The following is a 17,703-nucleotide window of genomic DNA, read 5'->3' on the forward strand; positions in this document are numbered from 1 at the left end:
CATTCTGCCCGGAGCGCGTTTCCGGCCGCTGCCCGGGCGGGACCGGGCGGGAGCCGAGACGGGCCGGGGGGCCCGACCGCCTCCGCCCGGGCCCGGGCGGAGGCCGTCTCCGCCCGGGTCCGGGGGCCTGACCGTCGTACCCCGCGGTCACGCGGCCCCGCACGCCGGTCGCCCGGTACCGGGGCCGTTCCCACGTCACCCGCAGCCGTGAGCCCTCCCACCTCACCCACCTCACCCGCGCCCACCCCTCCCGTACGAGAGGGGCCCCGTAGAGGGCGGGGCCCATGGGGGACAGGTCCCGCAGGGGACAGGCCCCCGTACGGGACGGGTCCTCGTACGGAACAGGCCCCGTACGGGATGGCCTCTCCCCTACGGGACGGCCTCTCCTCTACGGGACGGCCTCTCCCCTACGGGACGGGTCCCCGTACGGGACGGCCCCTCCCTACGGGACCCGCGTCAGGCGGCGGCGAGCTGTTCCGGCAGGGGAGCGGCGTGCAGGACCTTCAGGCCCGAGACGGCGCGGGTCAGGGCCACGTACAGGCGGCGCAGGCCGGTGCGGTCGTCCGGTTCCGCGGCCACCACCGCCGACGGCTCGTCGAGGACCACGTAGTCGTACTCCAGACCCTTCGCCAGGGACGCCGGGACCAGCGTCAGCCGAACGTCCGGCGTCGTCTCCTCGCCCGGGGACAGGAACGGCACACCGGCCTCCCGCAGCGCCTCCGCCAGGCACGGGACGCGCGGGTCGGCGGCGATCAGGCCGATGGAGCCCTCCTTCCCGAGGAACTCCGCGCACGCCGCGACGACCTCCGCGTCCTGCCGGTCCGCCGCGACCCGCCGCACCTCCAGCGAGCCCGGGTTCTCCCGGACCGACCGGACCTCCGCCAGATCCGGCGCGATGTGCGGGAGCAGGCGGGACGCGTACGCGATCACGTCGCGCGGTACGCGGAAACCGGCCGTCAGCTCCTCCACCACCGCGTCCGGCTTGCCCAGGTGCCGCAGCGCCTCGGCCCAGCTCTCCGTCGCCCACGGCGTCGTGCCCTGCGCCAGGTCACCCAGCACCGTCGCCGAGCCGGTCGAGCAGCGCCGCCCCACCGCCCGGTACTGCATGGGCGACAGGTCCTGCGCCTCGTCCAGCACCACGTGGCCCAGCGAGTGGGTGCGGGTCACCAGGTCGGCGGCCTCGTCGACCAGCACCGCGTCGGCCGCCGACCACTTCGCGGACCGCACGCTCCTCGGCGGCCTCGTCCACAGGATCGTCTTCTGCTCGTCCTCGTCGAGGATCCCGCGCGCGTGCTCCGCCAGGAACTCCGCGTCCGACAGCAGCCGCAGCACGAGCTTCGCCGGGTCGACCGGCGGCCAGATCGCCTTGACGGCCGCCTTCACCGCCGCGTTCCGCGCGACCTGGTCCTGCACCCGGTCGTCCGGCGCCTCCCCGGCGGCCTCCATCCGCACCAGCACCGCGTGCGCGATGCGCTGCGGCAGGGCCTCGCGCGCCGCGCCGTACCGCATGTCGCGCGCCAGCAGCTCACCGACGATCTCCTCCAGCTCGTACGCGGGGATCCGCCACCGCCGCGACCCGCGCACCACCACCACGGGCTCCGTCGGCGGCGTCACGTGCGACCGCACCGCCCGGCGCAGCACCTCCGCCATCCGCGCGTCGCCCTTCACCACGGCCGCCGCCGCGTCGTCGGAGCCCCGCACCTCGACGTGCGTGCCGACCAGGTCGTCGACGGTCGCCTGCCGCACCTCCAGCTCGCCCAGCGCGGGCAGCACCTGCTCGATGTACCGGAGGAACGACCGGTTCGGCCCGATGACCAGCGTGCCCGTACGGGCCAGCCGCTCCCGGTGCGCGTACAGCAGGTACGCCACCCGGTGCAGGCCCACCGCCGTCTTGCCGGTCCCGGGCCCGCCCTGCACGCACACCGTCCCCGACAGGCCGCTGCGGACGATCTCGTCCTGCTCGGGCTGGATCGTCGCCACGATGTCCCGCATGGGCCCGACGCGCGGCCGTTCGATCTCCGCCTGGAGCAGCCGGCTCGTCGTCTCCACCTCGGCCGGGTCGGTGAGGTGCTCGTCCTCGTACGCGGTGAGGTCGCCGCCCGTGTAGCCGAAGCGGCGGCGCAGCCGCACGTCCTGCGGGTCCCGCTTCGACGCCCGGTAGAAGGGCTGCGACACGGGCGCGCGCCAGTCGACCACCATCGGGTCGCCGTGGGCGTCGTGGACGTGCCGCCGCCCGATGTAGAACCGCTGGCCCTCCTGCGTGGTGGGCAGGTAGTCGAGCCGCCCGAAGAACAGGGGGGTGTGGGCCAGGTCGGCGAGCGCCTTGACGCGCTCCTCGATCTGCCGTTCCAGGACGGCGGCGTTGACCCAGTTCGCGGTGACGTCGCGGATGTCCAGCGCCTCGACGTCCTCCCGCATGGCGCGCAGCGCCGCACGGGACGCGGCGAGGTGCGCGCGCTCGCGGGCGAGGGGGTCGGGGTCGGTTGCGGACATGGCGGTGCCTCCGGCGCTGAAGGGGTCAGATGACGGCCGTCCGGTTTCCGACCGGAGGGCAGCGCTCCCGACGACGGGGAGGCGGGCAAGGCGGGAGATTGTAGTGAGGACGACGGGCCGACCGCGAACGATTTTCCCGAGGGCGGCTGCGGGAAGCCCCTCTGGCCGGTCAGTCGTCCCCGGTGGTGATGCCGAGTTCGTTCACGAGGGCCTGGGCGAGGTCCGCCTGCTGGCCGGGGGCGATGCGGACCCTGGCCAGGTGGGCGACGCCGCGGATCTGCGAGAGGTCGTTGCCGCGGAGGTCGGTGCCCCGGTACCGCCCACCGCCGAACCCGGTCAGCCTGAGACCGCAGTCCGAGAACACGGCGTCGGACAGGTCGCAGTCGGTGAACGTGGCCTCGGTGAAGGCGCAGCCGGTGAAGGCGACGGGGCCGGCGGCACGCACCTTCTCGAAGCCGGCGTAGTCGAAGCGGCACTTCTCGAACAGCACGTCGTCCAGGACCACGCCGTCCAGCGCGGCGCCCATCAGCCTGCAGTCGCGGAAGTGGACCCGGGTGAGCTTGCTCCCGCTCCAGCGGGCCGAGCCCAGGTCACTGCCGGTGATCTCGACGCCGTGGAGGTCCAGCGCCTCGAACTCGACCTGCTTCGCGCGCAGACCGCTGACCCTGCCCGTGATGAGCCGGATTCCGGTGAGGGCGAGCGAACGCAGGTCCACCTCCCCGTACGCGAAGTCCTGCACGGTGCCGCGGGGGTTGTCCAGCGTCTCGACCACGGACAGGTACAGGCCGGGCTCATCGAGGACGGGGGTGGTCACGGTGATGCGGCCGAAGGTACGGCTGGCCATGCTGCTCCTTCAACGTGATGCCGGGACGGCCCGGCGTCACCGGCCGGGCCGTCCCGTCCGGGCTACTCGTTCTTCCAGTTGTCCCAGGCCGTCCGGCTGATCGTCGTGGAGTACGGCGCACCGGCCGTACCGGCACGGGCGTTCGAAATCCTTGGGTCGTGACACGTGCGCCCGACTGACACACCCGTGTCGAAGCGGGACGTCTCCGGAGAGGCGCCCCGCCGTGTCCGTCAGCCTGGCACGGGCCCCCGCCGGACCCAGCCCTGGTCAGCCTCTGCTCTGCGATGCCGAGGGCCGATCGAGAGGGGCCGCAGCGATGCAGTGGAAGATCCACGGGGAACGTCCGATCTACGAGAACAGCTGGGTGAACCTGTGGCTCACCGACGTCGAGACGCCGGACGGAAACCGTTGGGAGCACCACGTCGTCAAGCTCCGCCACCTGGCCGTGGCCGCCGTGGTCAACGAGCGGCGTGAGGTCCTGATGATGTGGCGGCACCGCTTCATCACGGACGCCTGGGCGTGGGAGCTGCCCATGGGCCTGGTCGAGGAGGGCGAGAGCCCGGCCGAAGCGGCGGCCCGTGAGGTCCTGGAGGAGACCGGCTGGCGCCCCGGCTCCGTCAAGCCGCTGATCTACGCCGAGCCCGCCAACGGCATCACCGACTCCCAGCACCACGTCTTCCGGGCCGACGGGGCGACGTACGAGGGCCCGCCGACCGAGAAGAACGAGTCGGACCGGATCGAGTGGATCCCGCTGGCCGACGTGCGGGGCATGATCGACCGTCGCGAGATCGTCAGCAGCGGTTCCCTGGTCGGGCTGCTCTACGTACTCGTGGACGAGGCGATCCGCTGACCTGACGGGGCAGCACCGCTCGGAGGCGGGATTCGAACACCACCGCGGCCAGCGCTCGGCGGAAGGGCTCCAGCCGACTTCGGCCCCTCGGCCCTCGGTGCCCCGGACCTGTCCCCGAGCCGTTGGGGCGCCCTGCTCGCACCGGCCCCACGGGGCTTCGCCCACCGGGCGCGGGCTCGGCGGTCGGGGCTCCGGGGGCGTGGTGGCCGGTGTGCGGGGTGTGCGACCCGTAGGGGACGACGTATGCCTGGGGTCGTACGCGGGCGGGGTGCGGGTTCCGTCCGCGGGGCGATGGAAACCGGGGGTCCGGAGACCAGCATGGAGGCATGAGCGCAGCGACCTTCACCCCTGCCACGGCCGACCTCCCCGGCCCCCGCACCCCGCAGCCGCCCGGCGCCGCCGAGCGGCCCGTCTCCGGGTTCGGCGACGCACTGCGCGCGGTACGGGTCTTCGCGACGGCGGCGTTCGGCGTCGCGGTCCTCGGCGACTACGACGCGGACGCGGCGGGCGTCAGGCGCCGCTGACCCGGTGTGCGGGCGGGGACGGGCGTCGGGCGCCGCCGGCCCGGTGTGCGGGCGGGACAGGGGTCAGGCGTCGCCGGCCCGGCGGGCGCCGGACCGCGCCGGACGGATCACGCCGTGTCTTCCGGACGGGCCGGACCACACCGATTGGACTGCGCCGGGCACGCCGGGCAGGCGCGCCGGACTGCGCCGGACTGCGCCGGGCAGACGGGCCGGACCGCGCCGAGCAGGCGGGCCGGGTCGCGCCGAGCGGGCCCGCGCCCGGGCCCACACCTGGGCGCCCACCTCCAAGGCCCGTACCGGGGGTCGGTCCCGGGTACCGTCCCGGGGACGGGGCCCTCGGGCCCGCCCTCAGAGGCCGGGCGTCCAGGGCCCGCGGCCCGGGGTCCATGCCCGGTGGCTCATGCCTCGCTCAGCAGCTCGCTCGCGTCGACGATGCGGTACGCGTAGCCCTGCTCCGCCAGGAACCGCTGCCGGTGCGCGGCGAAGTCCTGGTCGATCGTGTCCCGCGCGACCACCGAGTAGAAGTGCGCCTGGTGGCCGTCCGCCTTGGGCCGCAGCACCCGCCCCAGCCGCTGCGCCTCCTCCTGCCGCGACCCGAACGTGCCCGACACCTGGATCGCGACCGTCGCCTCCGGCAGGTCGATGGAGAAGTTCGCGACCTTCGAGACGACCAGCACGCTGATCTCCCCGTTCCGGAACGACTCGAACAGCTTCTCGCGCTGCGCGTTCGGCGTCTCGCCCTTGATGACGGGCGCCCCGAGGTGCTCGCCCAGCTCGTCCAACTGGTCGATGTACTGCCCGATGACGAGGATCTGCTGCCCCGCGAACTTCCGGACGATCGCCTCGGTGACCCGCCGCTTGGTGTCCGTCGTCGCGCAGAACCGGTACTTCTCCTCCGTCTCCGCCGTGGCGTACGCGAGCCGCTCCGTCTCGGTCAGGTCGACGCGGACCTCGACGCAGTCGGCGGGCGCGATGTACCCCTGCGCCTCGATCTCCTTCCACGGCGCGTCGAACCGCTTCGGGCCGATGAGGGAGAAGACGTCCGACTCGCGGCCGTCCTCCCGCACCAGCGTCGCGGTCAGGCCGAGGCGCCGCCGCGCCTGGAGGTCCGCGGTGAACTTGAAGACCGGCGCGGGCAGCAGGTGCACCTCGTCGTAGACGATCAGGCCCCAGTCGCGGGAGTCGAACAGCTCCAGGTGCGGGTAGACGCCCTTCCGCCTGGTCGTCAGCACCTGGTACGTGGCGATGGTGACCGGGCGGATCTCCTTGCGGGCGCCGCTGTACTCGCCGATCTCGTCCTCGGTGAGCGAGGTCCGCTTGACCAGCTCGTGCTTCCACTGCCGGGCGGAGACGGTGTTGGTGACGAGGATCAGCGTCGTCGCCTTCGCCTTCGCCATGGCCCCGGCGCCGACGAGGGTCTTGCCCGCGCCGCAGGGCAGCACCACCACGCCCGAGCCGCCGTGCCAGAACCCCTCGACGGCCTGCTGCTGGTACGGGCGGAGCGCCCAGCCCGACTCGTCCAGGTCGATGCGGTGCGCCTCCCCGTCGACGTACCCGGCGAGGTCCTCGGCGGGCCAGCCCAGCTTGAGGAGGGTCTGCTTGATCTGGCCGCGCTCGGAGGGGTGGACGGCGACCGTGTCCGGGTCGATGCGCTCCCCGACGAGCGGTTTGATCCGCTTCGACCGGAGCACCTCCTCCAGGACGGGCCGGTCGGTGGTGGTGAGGACGAGGCCGTGCACGGGGTGCTTGCCGAGGGAGAGCCGCCCGTACCGGGCCATCGTCTCGGCCACGTCGACGAGCAGCGCGTGCGGCACCGGGTAGCGGGAGAACTCGACCAGGGCGTCGACGACCTGCTCCGCGTCGTGCCCGGCGGCCCGCGCGTTCCACAGGCCGAGCGGGGTCACGCGGTACGTGTGGATGTGCTCGGGCGCCCGCTCCAGCTCCGCGAACGGCGCGATGGCGCGGCGGCAGGCGTCGGCCCGCTCGTGGTCGACTTCCAGCAGGAGTGTCTTGTCGCTCTGGACGATCAGCGGTCCGTTCACGCCTCACCCTTTCCGTACGGCCCCGGGACGCGGCCAGCTCTCCAGTTTGCCGCATCGCCCCCGGAACGGGGGCCGGGGACGGGAGAAGGGCCGGGGCGGGGACGGGGACGAGAGGGGCCGGGAACGGAAGGGAGCCGGGGACGGGGGCGGGAGGGGCCGAAGACAGAGGGCCGGGCCCGCCCGGGTCTACTCGCGCCGGCCCGAGTTCCTCCGGGCCCGCCCGTGGCCACCCGTCTCCATCCGGGCCCGCCCCCTCATTCGTCGGCCAGCTCCGCGACGCCCGTGATGCGGTGCAGCGGGTACGTGCGGACCTCGTCGGCCGTGTGGTCGTACGCGGTGACGTAGCCGCCCTCGACGCGCACCGGCGCGATGACGCGCTGGCTGGCGGCGCCGTCGGCGTTGACGTACCCGATCCAGACCGCCGAGTTGGTGAGTGCGGCGGCCTGGACGGTGGCCAGGGTCTCGGCGGCGGAGGTGCGCGGCAGGGAGCCGTCGGCGCGGGGGGCCGCTGCCTCCGGCTCCTTCTCCTTGCGGGTGACGGTGGCGGCGAGGTCCCCGGCGCGGATGGCGCGGACGGCCGCCCCGAGCAGCGTGTCGTCGGGTACCGGCGGGCCGTCCGGTACGGGGGCGGGCGGGGTGCGCGGCGGGGTGCGGCGGGCGTGGGCGCGGGTGATCAGCACGTCGCCCTCGGCGGACTCGGCGGCCGGCGCGAACCCCATGGACCGCAGCCCCTCCAGCAGGGCCGCCGGGTCGGCCTGGGCGGCCAGGACGGTCGGGGCGAGGCGGCGCAGGCCCAGGGGCGCGGACCGCTTGTCGGCGAGGATCTCCCCGAGGACGGCGTCGTCGTCGCAGCGGACGTACGAGGAGGCGGCGCCGACCCGGAGGTGGCCGTGGCGGCGGGCCACGTCGTCGATCAGGTACGCCAGGGGCTGCGGCACGGGCGTGCGGGAGTGTGCCGCGAGGAAGGCGTGCAGGTCGGCGGCGGACCGGCCGGCGTCGAGCGCGCGGCGTACGGAGGCGGGCGTGAAGCGGTACACGGTCGCGCCGCCCTTGGACTCGACGTCCGCGAGGACGCCCAGGGCGTCGGCGAGCGGGCGGCGCAGCGGGCCGGGGGCGACGGCGGTCAGGTCGGCCTGGAGCAGGACGTGGTCGACCGGCTCGGGCAGCAGCGGCGCCAGCAGCGCGACGGCCGCCTCCTCGCCGGGGCCCTCCAGCAGGGCGCGGCCGTGGCCGGAGAGGGCGCCCCGGCCGGTGACGCCGAGCACCTCGGCCTCGTCGAGCGTCCACGTGGCGAGGCGGGCGCGCAGGTCCGTGCCGGCGCCGCCGCGCAGGGGCCGCTCCCAGCGGAGCCGGGCCAGTACGGCGTCCGGTTCGGGCGCGGCGCCGGGCGGCAGCGCGGCGAGCAGCTCCAGCACCCGGCGGCGCACCTCGGGCGCGGCGCCCCGGTCCAGGTCGGGGCCGAGCGCGGACAGGGTGCGGCCCTTGGAGTCCTGCCCGCCGACCAGGCCGGGCGTGCGGGTCGCGGTGAGCCAGGCGGCGGCGAGGCGGGCCCAGCGGCGGGCGGCCGGCAGGTCGAGCCACTCGTCGTACGCGGGGGTCGGCGCGTATCGCTCGTCGGCCTCGCCGTCCGGGGCGAGCAGCCCCGCCGCGTACAGCAGTTCCAGCCAGAACGCGGCGACCGGCTCCGGCACGTCGAGGAGGACGGCGGTCCGCTTCAGGTCGCGGACGGACAGGCCGCCGGCGCGCAGGACGGCGGGGCCGCCCTCGTCCCACTGCTTCAACAGCTCCTCGGCGGTGGAGAGCGCCGTGTACGCCTGGCCCGCCGCCGTGCTGTCCACCACCTGCGGGCGGTACTCGCGGGCCGGTCCGACGGCCGGCGGCACCGGCTCGGGCGTCCGGTGGGCCCGCCCGGCCCGCAGGTGCAGCGCCACCTCGCGGGGCAGCGCCACCGTGCGGGCGGTGGTCGGCAGGAGCAGGCCGCGGTCGCGGAGCCAGCGCACGGGCGGGGTCGGGTTGGCGGTCACCTCGCCGTAGGGCGGGCCCCACACCAGCCGGTCCAGCACGCCGAGCGCGTCCGCGGGGGCCTCGTCGAGGAGGGCGTCCATCCGGGCCCGGTCGGTGAACAGGCCGGTCAGCGCGGTGACCGCCGACACCGGGTCGTGCGTGGTGGGCAGCCCGACGGTCTGGAGGATCTCCTGGAGCCGGCCCGGCGACATCCCGGCGGTGGCCTCGGCGACGGTCGGGCCGAGGCCGGTGGGGGAGGGGTGCTGCGGGGAGGGGGCGAGCAGTTCGCGCGCGGTGCGCACCAGCCGCAGCCGGTCGTCGCCGCCCCACACGAGGGCCTGGTCGCGCAGGACGGCGACGGCGCCGGGCAGCGCGGCCTCGACCCCGGGGTCGCCGGCGTCGCCGGCCATGAGCCGGAGCAGCGCCGGGTACGGCGCCGGGTCGGGCGCCACGGCCAGCGCCTCGGCGGCCTGGAGCGCGAACCGGTCCAGCCGCTCCAGGGCGCGGACGACGGACGCGCGCGTGCCGGCCCGCGTCGCGAGCTGCGTCAGGTCGTTCGGCACGGGCACGAGGAGGTCGGGGCGGGCCCGCAGCAGCGCGGCCAACCCCTCGTCGCCCCGGGCCCGCAGCGCCTCCGCGAGGGTGCGGGGCGCCGCCGTACTGCCTTGGTCTTCGGGCACGTACGCCTCCCGCTCGGTCTCACCGGTCGCCATCCGCACCACGTTAGCCCCCTGCCGCCCGCCGTAGGCGCTAACGTCGGGACGTCGGGACGTCGGTCGGGCGACGGGCGGCAGGGAGGGCACGGTGGGGATCGAGAGCGACCAGCTGGTCTTCGACTACCTGAGCCGGGTCGGGGACCTGGCGCAGCAGCGGCAACTGCCGTCGAAGGCGCGGATGGGCCTGGTGGCGTCGCTGCGCGACGAGATCGACCGGCAGCGGGAGGACGGCGAGGGCGCGGACAGCCCGGCCGCGGTCCGTCGCATCCTGGCCCGCCTGGGCTCGCCGGACGCGATCGTGGCGGCGGTGGAGGGCGGCGGACTGTCGGTGCCGGGGCAGCGCACCGGGCGGGGCCCGGAGTCCGGGGGCCCGGGATCCCGGGGGCCGGAGCCACGGGGTTCGAAGCGATGGGGTTCGAAGCCGTGGGGGTCGGAGTCCCGGAACGCGGGGTCGCAGGGTCCGGAGTCCCAAAGGCCGGACGGGGGACCGGGGTTCCGGAGCTCGGAGTCCCGGAGCTCGGAGCCCTGGAGCTCGGACGAGGGACCGGAGCCGGACTGGTGGAGCGTGGTGCCCGGGTTCACGGGCGGGGTGGAGGTCCCGGAGCTGCTGGAGCCGCCGAAACCGGCGGAGGACCCGGTGGAGAAGGCCGCGGAGCCCCCGCGGCGGAGGGGCCCGCGCCGCCTGCTGGGCCGGGCGGGCGCGGCCCGGCCGGCGGCGGAGACGACACGGACCGGGTCGGGCGCGGCGCCGGGCGCGGCGGAGGCGGCGGGCACGGCATCGGGCCCGGCGGAGGCGGCAGGCCCGGCGTCGGGTGCGGGCCGGGGCCGCGTACGCCGGCTGCTCCTCCGCGGGCGGAAGGCGGCCCCCGCCCCGGTGGCCCCCGCCCCGACCCCCGCCGCGACGCGGGCGCGGCGGTTCGGCGACCCGGTCCTGCTGCTCGCGGCGGGGTGCCTGGTGCTGGGCACCGTCACCGGCTCGTGGATCGCGCTGGCGGCGGGCTGGCTCCTGGCGTACGCGACGCGCCGCCTCAGCAGGGCCCAGGCGAAGTGGGGGGTGCTGGGCCTGCCGGGCGCGGTGGCGGCGGGCGCGGTGGTCTGGCTGTGGGGACGCCTGGACGGCCGCTGGGGGGAGCCGATCCCGCCGGGCGGCCCGGCCCTCACGCAGGCCCTGCAGGAGACCTGGCCGTGGACCCTCCGCACGGCGGCCCTGGCGACGGCGGCGTACCTGTTCTGGCGGGCCCGCCGCTCGTGACCCTGCCGGTGCGCGGCGCGGCATGGCCAGACCGCTCTCGTCCCCGCGTCCCCGTGTCCCCGCGTTCGCGGGGGCTCAGGACGTCAGGCCCGGTCCGTCTGCAACCTGGGCGTCTCGAAGAAGCCACCGGCCCGGCCGACCGGTTCGCCGTACGTGCCGATCTCGGAGACGCGGCTCTGGCGGTGGTCGCGGGGCCCGGCCCCGCCGGCGCGTGCGGTCATCCGATCCTCATCTCGTAGCGGAGCCTCTGCCGGTGGGCGGGCATGGTCATCAGGTCTGCCTGGACGGGGCGGTCCCGGGCGTCGAGGGTCTGCCGTGCCAGGCGCAACACCGGCTGGTCGGGGGACAGTTCGAGGAGGTCGCACTCCTCGTCGGTCGCCAGTCGGGCGGTGACGTCCTCGCGGACGCGCACGCCGGCGTGGCCCAGTGCGGCGAGCAGGGTCACGGCACCGCCGCGGATCTTCGCCGTACCGGCGAGGGGAGTGCCGCGCGCGATGTCGACGGGGTAGTACGTGTCGGTCAACTCGCACGGCTCACCGTCGAGTTCGATGATCCGGCGGCGTACGACCACGGGCTCGCCGGCGGTCAGCCCGAGCAGCGCGGCGACCTCTTCCCCGGCCGGGAGCTCCCCGGCGAAGACGATGCGCTGGGTGCCCCTGCGGCCGTGGGCGGCGGCCTCCTCGGCCCAGGCGTCGCCCTGCCCCTTCGCGCGCGGCGCGAGATACGGCATCGACGTGCTGACCCAGTCGCCCGTACCGCTCATGTTGTCCCTCCCGTGTCGCCGGTGCCTGTCCCGTGACGGTAAGCGACTCGCTTGGGGCGGCGCCGGAAGTCGGCTTCGCGTACGGCCTTCGGTGCGAGCCCGGCGGCGTACGCACGGGTGGCGTACGGGTGGCGTACGGGCGGGTGGCGTACGGACGGGCGGATGCGCGGACGGTGGACGCGCGGACGGCGGATGCGCGGACGGTGACGCGCGGGCGGCGGTGTCGAGCAGGTGGCGGCCGGAAGCGGCGGGGGAGGGCGTGATCACGTCGGTCAGGCCGTCGCGCAGGTGGGCGGTGACGCCCTCTTCGGTGAACGGTGCCCTCTTCGGTGGGCACGGAGGTCGGCACACGGGTCGGCACGCGGGTGGCGTACGGGAACGTCTCGGATTCTTTGACGCCACAAGCTAGGAATGCGGGGCCTCCCGGTCAAGACCTGTCGCTGATCTGTCCGTAAACAGACCCTGCCCTGCGGGCTTGACGCGCTCTCCTCCCGACCGGAAATCATCCGGAAGTTTGCGGTACGGCCTGCCGGTCCAGGGCGTCCGTGCGGAGGAGGGGGGCTGGGTGAGCGGCGTCCGGCCCCGGCCGGGACTCCGTCTCGCGCGGCGGCCGGAACACGGCCCCCGTCGCCTCGGGGCCGCGCGAGTCCATCGCCGTGCCGGCCGGGTCTTCCGTCCGGAGCCCGATCCTGCGGCCTCCACCCGTGGTGGGCGCACTCGTTCGGGTCCCGGTCCTGCGGCCTCCGTCGACGGCGGTGCTGGGGTCCGGTGGGCCCCGTGCGACTCGCCGGGACACCGAAAAGTTTTCGGGATGGAAACGGAAACTTCTTCTGCGGGGAGTATTGACGGTCCACCGTCAACGCCTCAATCATGCCTGTCTGAGACGCCGGTCACAGTTCGAGCTTTCGAACAATATCGGCCTCAAGTGATCTGTGCTGCACGACAGATCCGCGTACCGCAGCACCCGCACCATCCCGTTTCCGTTCCGGTGAGGTTCGCACTAGCGCATCCTGACTCTTCGCACAGTCGGAGGGGCGGGCGGCGCCACGTGGCGGTCCCCCGGCCGAGCCGCGATGTGAGTACCCCCATGCCCCTGTCGAAACGACGCCGCCTCCCCGCGTCCGGTGTGTACGGCCGTGGTCGTCCAGCTCTGTCTCTCGGATCCCGTGGCGTTCGTCGTCCGGTCGCGGCGGCGGCCGGCCGGGAGCGGCGGGGGTGGGCTGCGCCCGGGCGCGGCCGTCCGCCGGCCGGGCGCGGCCGTCCGTCAACCGGGCGCGGCCGTCCGCCGGCCGGACCTCTTCCGCCGGGCCCGCCCCGCGGAGGCGGGTAGGGCCCGGGGGCGTCGGCGTGGCCGCCGGACGGTCCGGCGGCGACCTGCCGCTCCGGTACTCCTTCGCTCCGGGGCTCCTTCGCTCCGGGGCGCCCCATACGTCACCCGGAGGCCGCCCGGGTGCCGTCCGCACAGGTCGGGACCGTCCCGGTGTCACGACCACGACGTCCGGTGATCCCGCGATCTCCGGATCCCGGCCCGCCTCGTCCGCCTGCCGAGCGGGGGCGGACGACGCGTTCCGCCGCACTTCAGTCCTTCCGTGATTTCTACCCTGGAGGCACAGCCATGGGCTCGTACGCCATTCCCCCGCCCGCCGTCCGCCGGAAGTTCCGCGGTCTGCTGGTGGCGTTGGTCGCAGGCGTCATCGGTGCGACCGGCGCGCTGGTCGCACCGCCGACGGCGCACGCCGCCGAGAGCACGCTCGGCGCCGCGGCGGCGCAGAGCGGCCGTTACTTCGGCACCGCCATCGCCTCGGGCAGGCTGGGCGACTCGACGTACGCGACGATCGCGAACCGCGAGTTCAACTCGGTGACGGCCGAGAACGAGATGAAGATCGACGCCACCGAACCCCAGCGGGGCCAGTTCAACTTCACCGCCGCCGACCGCGTCTACAACTGGGCGGTGCAGAACGGCAAGCAGGTGCGCGGCCACACCCTGGCCTGGCACTCCCAGCAGCCCGGCTGGATGCAGAGCCTCAGCGGCAGCACGCTGCGCCAGGCGATGATCGACCACATCAAGGGCGTGATGGCCCACTACAAGGGCAAGATCGCCCAGTGGGACGTCGTGAACGAGGCGTTCGCCGACGGCAGTTCGGGGGCCCGGCGCGACTCCAACCTCCAGCGCACCGGCAACGACTGGATCGAGGTCGCCTTCCGCACCGCGCGCGCCGCCGACCCGGCCGCCAAGCTCTGCTACAACGACTACAACGTCGAGAACTGGAACTGGGCCAAGACCCAGGCCATGTACGCCATGGTCCGGGACTTCAAGCAGCGCGGCGTGCCGATCGACTGCGTCGGCTTCCAGTCGCACTTCAACAGCGGCAGCCCCTACGACAGCAACTTCCGCACCACCCTGCAGAACTTCGCCGCCCTCGGCGTCGACGTGGCCATCACCGAGCTCGACATCCAGGGCGCCCCGTCCACGACCTACGCCAACGTGGTCAACGACTGCCTGGCCGTCCCGCGCTGCCTCGGCATCACCGTCTGGGGCGTGCGCGACACCGACTCCTGGCGGCCGGAGCACTCGCCCCTGCTGTTCAACGGCGACGGCAGCAAGAAGCCCGCCTACACGGCCGTCCTCAACGCGCTCAACGGCGGCTCCACCACGCCGCCCCCCACGGAGTCCGGAACGATCAAGAGCGTCGGTTCGGGCCGCTGCCTGGACGTGCCCAACGCCAGCACCACCGACGGCACCCAGCTCCAACTGTGGGACTGCCACAGCGGCACCAACCAGCAGTGGACGCACACCGCCGCCGGCGAACTCAGGGTCTACGGCAACAAGTGCCTGGACGCCGCCGGCACCGGCAACGGCGCCAAGGTCCAGATCTACAGCTGCTGGGGCGGCGACAACCAGAAGTGGCGCCTCGCCTCCGACGGGTCCATCGTCGGCGTCCAGTCCGGCCTCTGCCTCGACGCCGTCGCGGGCGGCACCGCCAACGGCACCCTGATCCAGCTCTACTCCTGCTGGAACACCAGCAACCAGCGCTGGACCCGCGCCTGATGGGGAACGCCACGGACGAAGGAGCGAATCGATGAGGACCCACGGTGCGGCTCCCCCCGCCCCTCCGGCACGACACCGCTGGTGGTCCCGGATCACCGCCGTGGTGGCGGCGGCCCTCGCGACCGGCATGCTCGCCGCGACGATGACGGGGTCAGCCCAGGCGGTGACGGCGCCCGCCGAGGCCGCGGCGGTGGACACCAACGCCTGGTACGTCCTGGTCAACCGCAACAGCGGCAAGGCGCTGGACGTCTCCGGCGCGTCCACCACCGACGGCGCGCGGGTCAACCAGTGGACGCGCAACGACCGGACCAACCAGCAGTGGCAGTTCGTGGACTCCGGCGGCGGCTTCTACCGCCTCAAGGCCCGGCATTCGGACAAGGTCCTCGACGTGTCCGGCGCCTCGACCGCCGACGGCGCCGCGCTCCAGCAGTGGGCCGACGGCAACGGGACCAACCAGCAGTTCCGCCTGGCCGACTCCGACGCGGGCCACGTCCGGCTGATCAACCGCAACAGCGGCAAGGCGGTGGAGGTGCAGGGCGGCTCCACCGCCGACGGCGGCAACGTCGTCCAGTACACCGACTGGGGCGGCGCCAACCAGCAATGGCAGATGATCAAACTGTCGTCCGGTGGCGCCGGCGGATGCGGCAGCGCCCCCACCCTGACGAGCGGTACGCACACGATCCAGAGCGGCGGCAAGAGCCGCAGCTTCATCCTCAGGGTTCCCGACAACTACGACAGCAGCCGCCCCTACCGGCTGATCTTCGCGTTCCACTGGCGGGGCGGAACCGCCACCGACGTCGCCTCGGGCGGAGCGAGCGGGAGGGCCTGGGCCTACTACGGCCAGCAGGAGCAGTCGAACAACACCGCGATCCTCGTCGCCCCCCAGGGCCTCGGCAACGGCTGGGCCAATACGGGCGGTGAGGACGTCACCTTCGTCGACGACATGATCCGGCGGATCGAGGGCTCCCTCTGCGTCAACCCGGCCCAGCGTTTCGCCACGGGCTTCAGCTGGGGCGGCGGCATGAGCTACGCGCTCGCCTGCGCCCGGCCGAACGTCTTCAGGGCCGTCGCGGTCATCTCGGGCGGCCTGATCAGCGGGTGCAGCGGCGGCACCCAGCCCGTCGCCTACTTCGGAATCCACGGCATCAGCGACTCCGTCCTCACCATCGCGCAAGGACGGTCCCTGCGCGACAAGTTCGTCAGCAACAACGGCTGCACCCCCCAGAGCCCGCGCGAGCCCGCGCCGGGCAGCCGGACGCACATCACCACCACCTACTCGGGCTGCCGCGCCGGCTACCCGGTCCAGTGGGCCGCGTTCGACGGGGGCCACATCCCCGGTCCGGTCGACGGCTCCTCCGGCGAGAGCGGCGTCACGACCTGGACCAAGGCGGAGATCTGGAGGTTCTTCGCACAGTTCTAATGACGCGCCCGTCCAGTGACGCGTCCGCACCGAGGAGTGGGGCCAGGGTGATCCTGGCCCCACTTCGTCGTCCACCGCGGGTGGGAGGGGGTCCGAGGCCGCGAAGGACCGTTGCGGAGTGCCGGGTCGGTACCGCCGGCCACCACGGACACCGCCCCCTTCGCCGTCCGGCCGGAGCGTACGGCGGCCTTCGCTGTCCGGTCGGGACGTACCGGCAGCCTTCCCCGGCCCCCGGCCCCCCGCGCCCCGCCGTCGGCGGCCCGGCGTCTTCGGGCCGGGGCCGGCGGCGCCTACGCGGGTTTCCGGGCCAGGAGGTGGGCGTGGGGGGTGCGTTCGTGCGGGTCGGGCTCGCGGTGCAGGTGGGCGTGGAGCGGGAGGGACGCGGCCTCCAGGAGCGGGGCCAGGGCCCCGGGGGTCCAGCGGTGGAAGTCCAGGGAGACCCGGTGGCCCAGCGCCTCGTCGAGGTGGAGGACGTCCTCGCCCACCTGGAACGCCAGCAGCAGCGGGGCGCCCGGGGCCAGGACGCGGTGGAACTCCGCCAGGACGCCGGGCACGCGGTCGCGCGGCACGTGGATCAGGGAGTACCAGGCGACCAGCCCGCCCAGCGACCCGTCCGGCACGTCGAGCGCCGTCATCGTGCCCTCCTCGAACCGCAGCCCCGGATGGTCGCGGCGGGCCACGGCGAGCATGCCGGGCGACAGGTCGATGCCGTACGCGTCCAGGCCCAGCTCCGCCAGTCGCGCGGTGGCCCAGCCGGTGCCGCAGCCCACGTCGGCGACGGGCCGCCCGGGCAGGGCGTACTGCGCGAACACGCCGAGCATGGCGCGTTCGAGCCGTACGGCCGCCGGTTCGCCGCGCGGATGGTCGACGTAGTCGGCGGCCACCGCGTCGTAACCCGCCCGGGTGATGTGGAGGAAGTCCGCTGAGGCAGTCATGCCGGGAGGCTAGACCCCGGCACCGACAGTCGCCGCCTCGCCGTCCAGGGTGCGCCGCCACGCGCTGACCGCGCCCCACGCCACGGGGGACTCCCAGCCCGCCGGGCGGGCCGCGCCGCCGATGTGGAAGGCGTCCACGCCCACCGCCAGCAGGGCCGGCACGTGGTCGAGGCGCAGGCCGCCGCCGACCAGGAGCCGGGAGCCGTACCCGGTCTCGCCCTGCCGGGCCGCCTCCGCCGCCAGGACGGGCAGGCCCGTGTCGACCCCGGCGGCCGAGCCGGCCGTCAGGTACGTGTCGAGGCCGGGGAAGTCCGCGAGCTGCTTGCGCAGGGCGTCCCGGTCGGCGCAGTGGTCGATGGCGCGGTGGAACGTCCACCGGCAGCCGTCCAGCTCCGCGACGACCCGCTCCAGCGCCGCGAGGTCGGGGTGGCCGTCCGCGTCGAGGAAGCCGAGCACGAACTCGTCGGCGCCCTCGGAGCGCAGTTCCCCGGCCACCCGCACCAGCGCGTCCACGTCGCCCGCCGCGAAGCCGTCGGCGAGCCGCAGCATCACGCGGAGCGGGATGTCCACGGCGGCGCGGATGCGGGCGTACGTCTCGCGGGGCGGGGTCAGCCCGTCGGCGGCCATGTCGGCGACCAGCTCCAGGCGGTCCGCTCCTCCGGCCTGGGCCGCGATCGCGTCCTCCGCGTCGAGGGCGATCACCTCCAGGAGTGCACGGTTGTTCATCGGACCCCAATCTCGACGGGCGGCTGTTTACAGGTCTAGTCCAATGCTAATGCTTGGAGGGCGTCAATGGGGGTCCCTCGTTTAC

Annotated in this window: 13 protein-coding genes; 5 read left to right on the forward strand and 8 right to left on the reverse strand. The window is 74.6% G+C overall.

The genetic code is table 11. The features are described from left to right. Positions 1-456 precede the first annotated feature (456 nt). Both AC07D6_RS14230 and AC07D6_RS14235 read right to left on the reverse strand, forming a co-directional pair. Complete coding sequence (locus AC07D6_RS14230) at positions 457-2,493, reverse strand: HelD family protein (RefSeq protein WP_479044256.1); 2,037 nt, start codon at positions 2,491-2,493, stop codon at positions 457-459. 169 nt (positions 2,494-2,662) lie between these two features. Beyond that, the gene (locus AC07D6_RS14235; protein ID WP_479044259.1) at positions 2,663-3,337 is read right to left on the reverse strand and encodes a pentapeptide repeat-containing protein; all 675 of its coding nucleotides are present in this window, start codon (positions 3,335-3,337) and stop codon (positions 2,663-2,665) included. 316 nt (positions 3,338-3,653) lie between these two features. Here AC07D6_RS14235 and AC07D6_RS14240 point away from each other — a divergent pair, with 316 nt between their 5' ends. Together AC07D6_RS14240 and AC07D6_RS14245 are read left to right on the forward strand one after the other, a co-directional pair. Continuing rightward, complete coding sequence (locus tag AC07D6_RS14240; RefSeq protein WP_479044262.1) at positions 3,654-4,187, forward strand: NUDIX hydrolase; 534 nt, start codon at positions 3,654-3,656, stop codon at positions 4,185-4,187. 326 nt (positions 4,188-4,513) lie between these two features. Next, positions 4,514-4,711 (forward strand): hypothetical protein, encoded by a 198-nt coding sequence (locus AC07D6_RS14245; protein ID WP_479044264.1) that lies wholly within the window; start codon positions 4,514-4,516, stop codon positions 4,709-4,711. A gap of 398 nt (positions 4,712-5,109) precedes the next feature. Here AC07D6_RS14245 and AC07D6_RS14250 read toward each other — a convergent pair whose 3' ends face one another. Further along, complete coding sequence (locus tag AC07D6_RS14250; protein WP_315877149.1) at positions 5,110-6,753, reverse strand: DNA repair helicase XPB; 1,644 nt, start codon at positions 6,751-6,753, stop codon at positions 5,110-5,112. Between the two features lie 254 nt (positions 6,754-7,007). Then, a complete protein-coding gene (locus AC07D6_RS14255; protein WP_479044266.1) occupies positions 7,008-9,470 on the reverse strand; it encodes a helicase-associated domain-containing protein in 2,463 nt (820 codons plus the stop codon). Positions 9,471-9,561: 91 nt separating this feature from the next. On the opposite strand from AC07D6_RS14255, the gene AC07D6_RS14260 reads away from it, so the two are divergent. Next, entirely contained in the window at positions 9,562-10,725 is a 1,164-nt protein-coding gene (locus AC07D6_RS14260; protein WP_479044268.1) for an HAAS signaling domain-containing protein, read from the forward strand. Positions 10,726-10,808: 83 nt separating this feature from the next. Here the strand turns inward: AC07D6_RS14260 and AC07D6_RS14265 are convergent, their stop codons facing one another. Both AC07D6_RS14265 and AC07D6_RS14270 read right to left on the reverse strand, forming a co-directional pair. Continuing rightward, positions 10,809-10,946: a hypothetical protein gene (locus AC07D6_RS14265; RefSeq protein WP_479044270.1), complete on the reverse strand. Its 138-nt coding sequence runs from the start codon at positions 10,944-10,946 to the stop codon at positions 10,809-10,811. Further along, on the reverse strand, positions 10,943-11,488 hold the full coding sequence (locus AC07D6_RS14270; protein WP_479044273.1) for a GntR family transcriptional regulator: 546 nt from the start codon (positions 11,486-11,488) through the stop codon (positions 10,943-10,945). Before AC07D6_RS14270 ends, AC07D6_RS14265 begins: the two co-directional genes overlap by 4 nt. Before the next feature lie 1,615 nt (positions 11,489-13,103). Here AC07D6_RS14270 and AC07D6_RS14275 point away from each other — a divergent pair. Then, positions 13,104-14,537 (forward strand): endo-1,4-beta-xylanase, encoded by a 1,434-nt coding sequence (locus tag AC07D6_RS14275; RefSeq protein ID WP_479044276.1) that lies wholly within the window; start codon positions 13,104-13,106, stop codon positions 14,535-14,537. A 100-nt stretch (positions 14,538-14,637) separates the two neighbouring features. Then, positions 14,638-15,957, forward strand: a complete 1,320-nt coding sequence (locus tag AC07D6_RS14280) for an RICIN domain-containing protein (protein ID WP_479044532.1) — start codon at positions 14,638-14,640, stop codon at positions 15,955-15,957. 290 nt (positions 15,958-16,247) lie between these two features. Here AC07D6_RS14280 and AC07D6_RS14285 read toward each other — a convergent pair whose 3' ends face one another. Continuing rightward, a complete protein-coding gene (locus tag AC07D6_RS14285; RefSeq protein WP_479044279.1) occupies positions 16,248-16,892 on the reverse strand; it encodes a class I SAM-dependent methyltransferase in 645 nt (214 codons plus the stop codon). Between the two features lie 9 nt (positions 16,893-16,901). After that, complete coding sequence (locus tag AC07D6_RS14290) at positions 16,902-17,618, reverse strand: copper homeostasis protein CutC (RefSeq protein ID WP_479044281.1); 717 nt, start codon at positions 17,616-17,618, stop codon at positions 16,902-16,904. Between the last annotated feature and the right edge of the window lie 85 nt (positions 17,619-17,703).

The sequence above is a fragment of the Streptomyces sp. NPDC045287 genome (genome assembly GCF_056432325.1).

What these genes read in the sequence shown, in the direction of transcription:
- AC07D6_RS14230 (WP_479044256.1), bottom strand. Translation starts at nt 2,493, where the DNA reads ATGTCCGCAACCGACCCCGACCCCCTCGCCCGCGAGCGCGCGCACCTC.
- AC07D6_RS14235 (WP_479044259.1), bottom strand. Translation starts at nt 3,337, where the DNA reads ATGGCCAGCCGTACCTTCGGCCGCATCACCGTGACCACCCCCGTCCTC.
- AC07D6_RS14240 (WP_479044262.1), top strand. Translation starts at nt 3,654, where the DNA reads ATGCAGTGGAAGATCCACGGGGAACGTCCGATCTACGAGAACAGCTGG.
- AC07D6_RS14245 (WP_479044264.1), top strand. Translation starts at nt 4,514, where the DNA reads ATGAGCGCAGCGACCTTCACCCCTGCCACGGCCGACCTCCCCGGCCCC.
- AC07D6_RS14255 (WP_479044266.1), bottom strand. Translation starts at nt 9,470, where the DNA reads ATGGCGACCGGTGAGACCGAGCGGGAGGCGTACGTGCCCGAAGACCAA.
- AC07D6_RS14265 (WP_479044270.1), bottom strand. Translation starts at nt 10,946, where the DNA reads ATGACCGCACGCGCCGGCGGGGCCGGGCCCCGCGACCACCGCCAGAGC.
- AC07D6_RS14270 (WP_479044273.1), bottom strand. Translation starts at nt 11,488, where the DNA reads ATGAGCGGTACGGGCGACTGGGTCAGCACGTCGATGCCGTATCTCGCG.
- AC07D6_RS14275 (WP_479044276.1), top strand. Translation starts at nt 13,104, where the DNA reads ATGGGCTCGTACGCCATTCCCCCGCCCGCCGTCCGCCGGAAGTTCCGC.
- AC07D6_RS14285 (WP_479044279.1), bottom strand. Translation starts at nt 16,892, where the DNA reads ATGACTGCCTCAGCGGACTTCCTCCACATCACCCGGGCGGGTTACGAC.
- AC07D6_RS14290 (WP_479044281.1), bottom strand. Translation starts at nt 17,618, where the DNA reads ATGAACAACCGTGCACTCCTGGAGGTGATCGCCCTCGACGCGGAGGAC.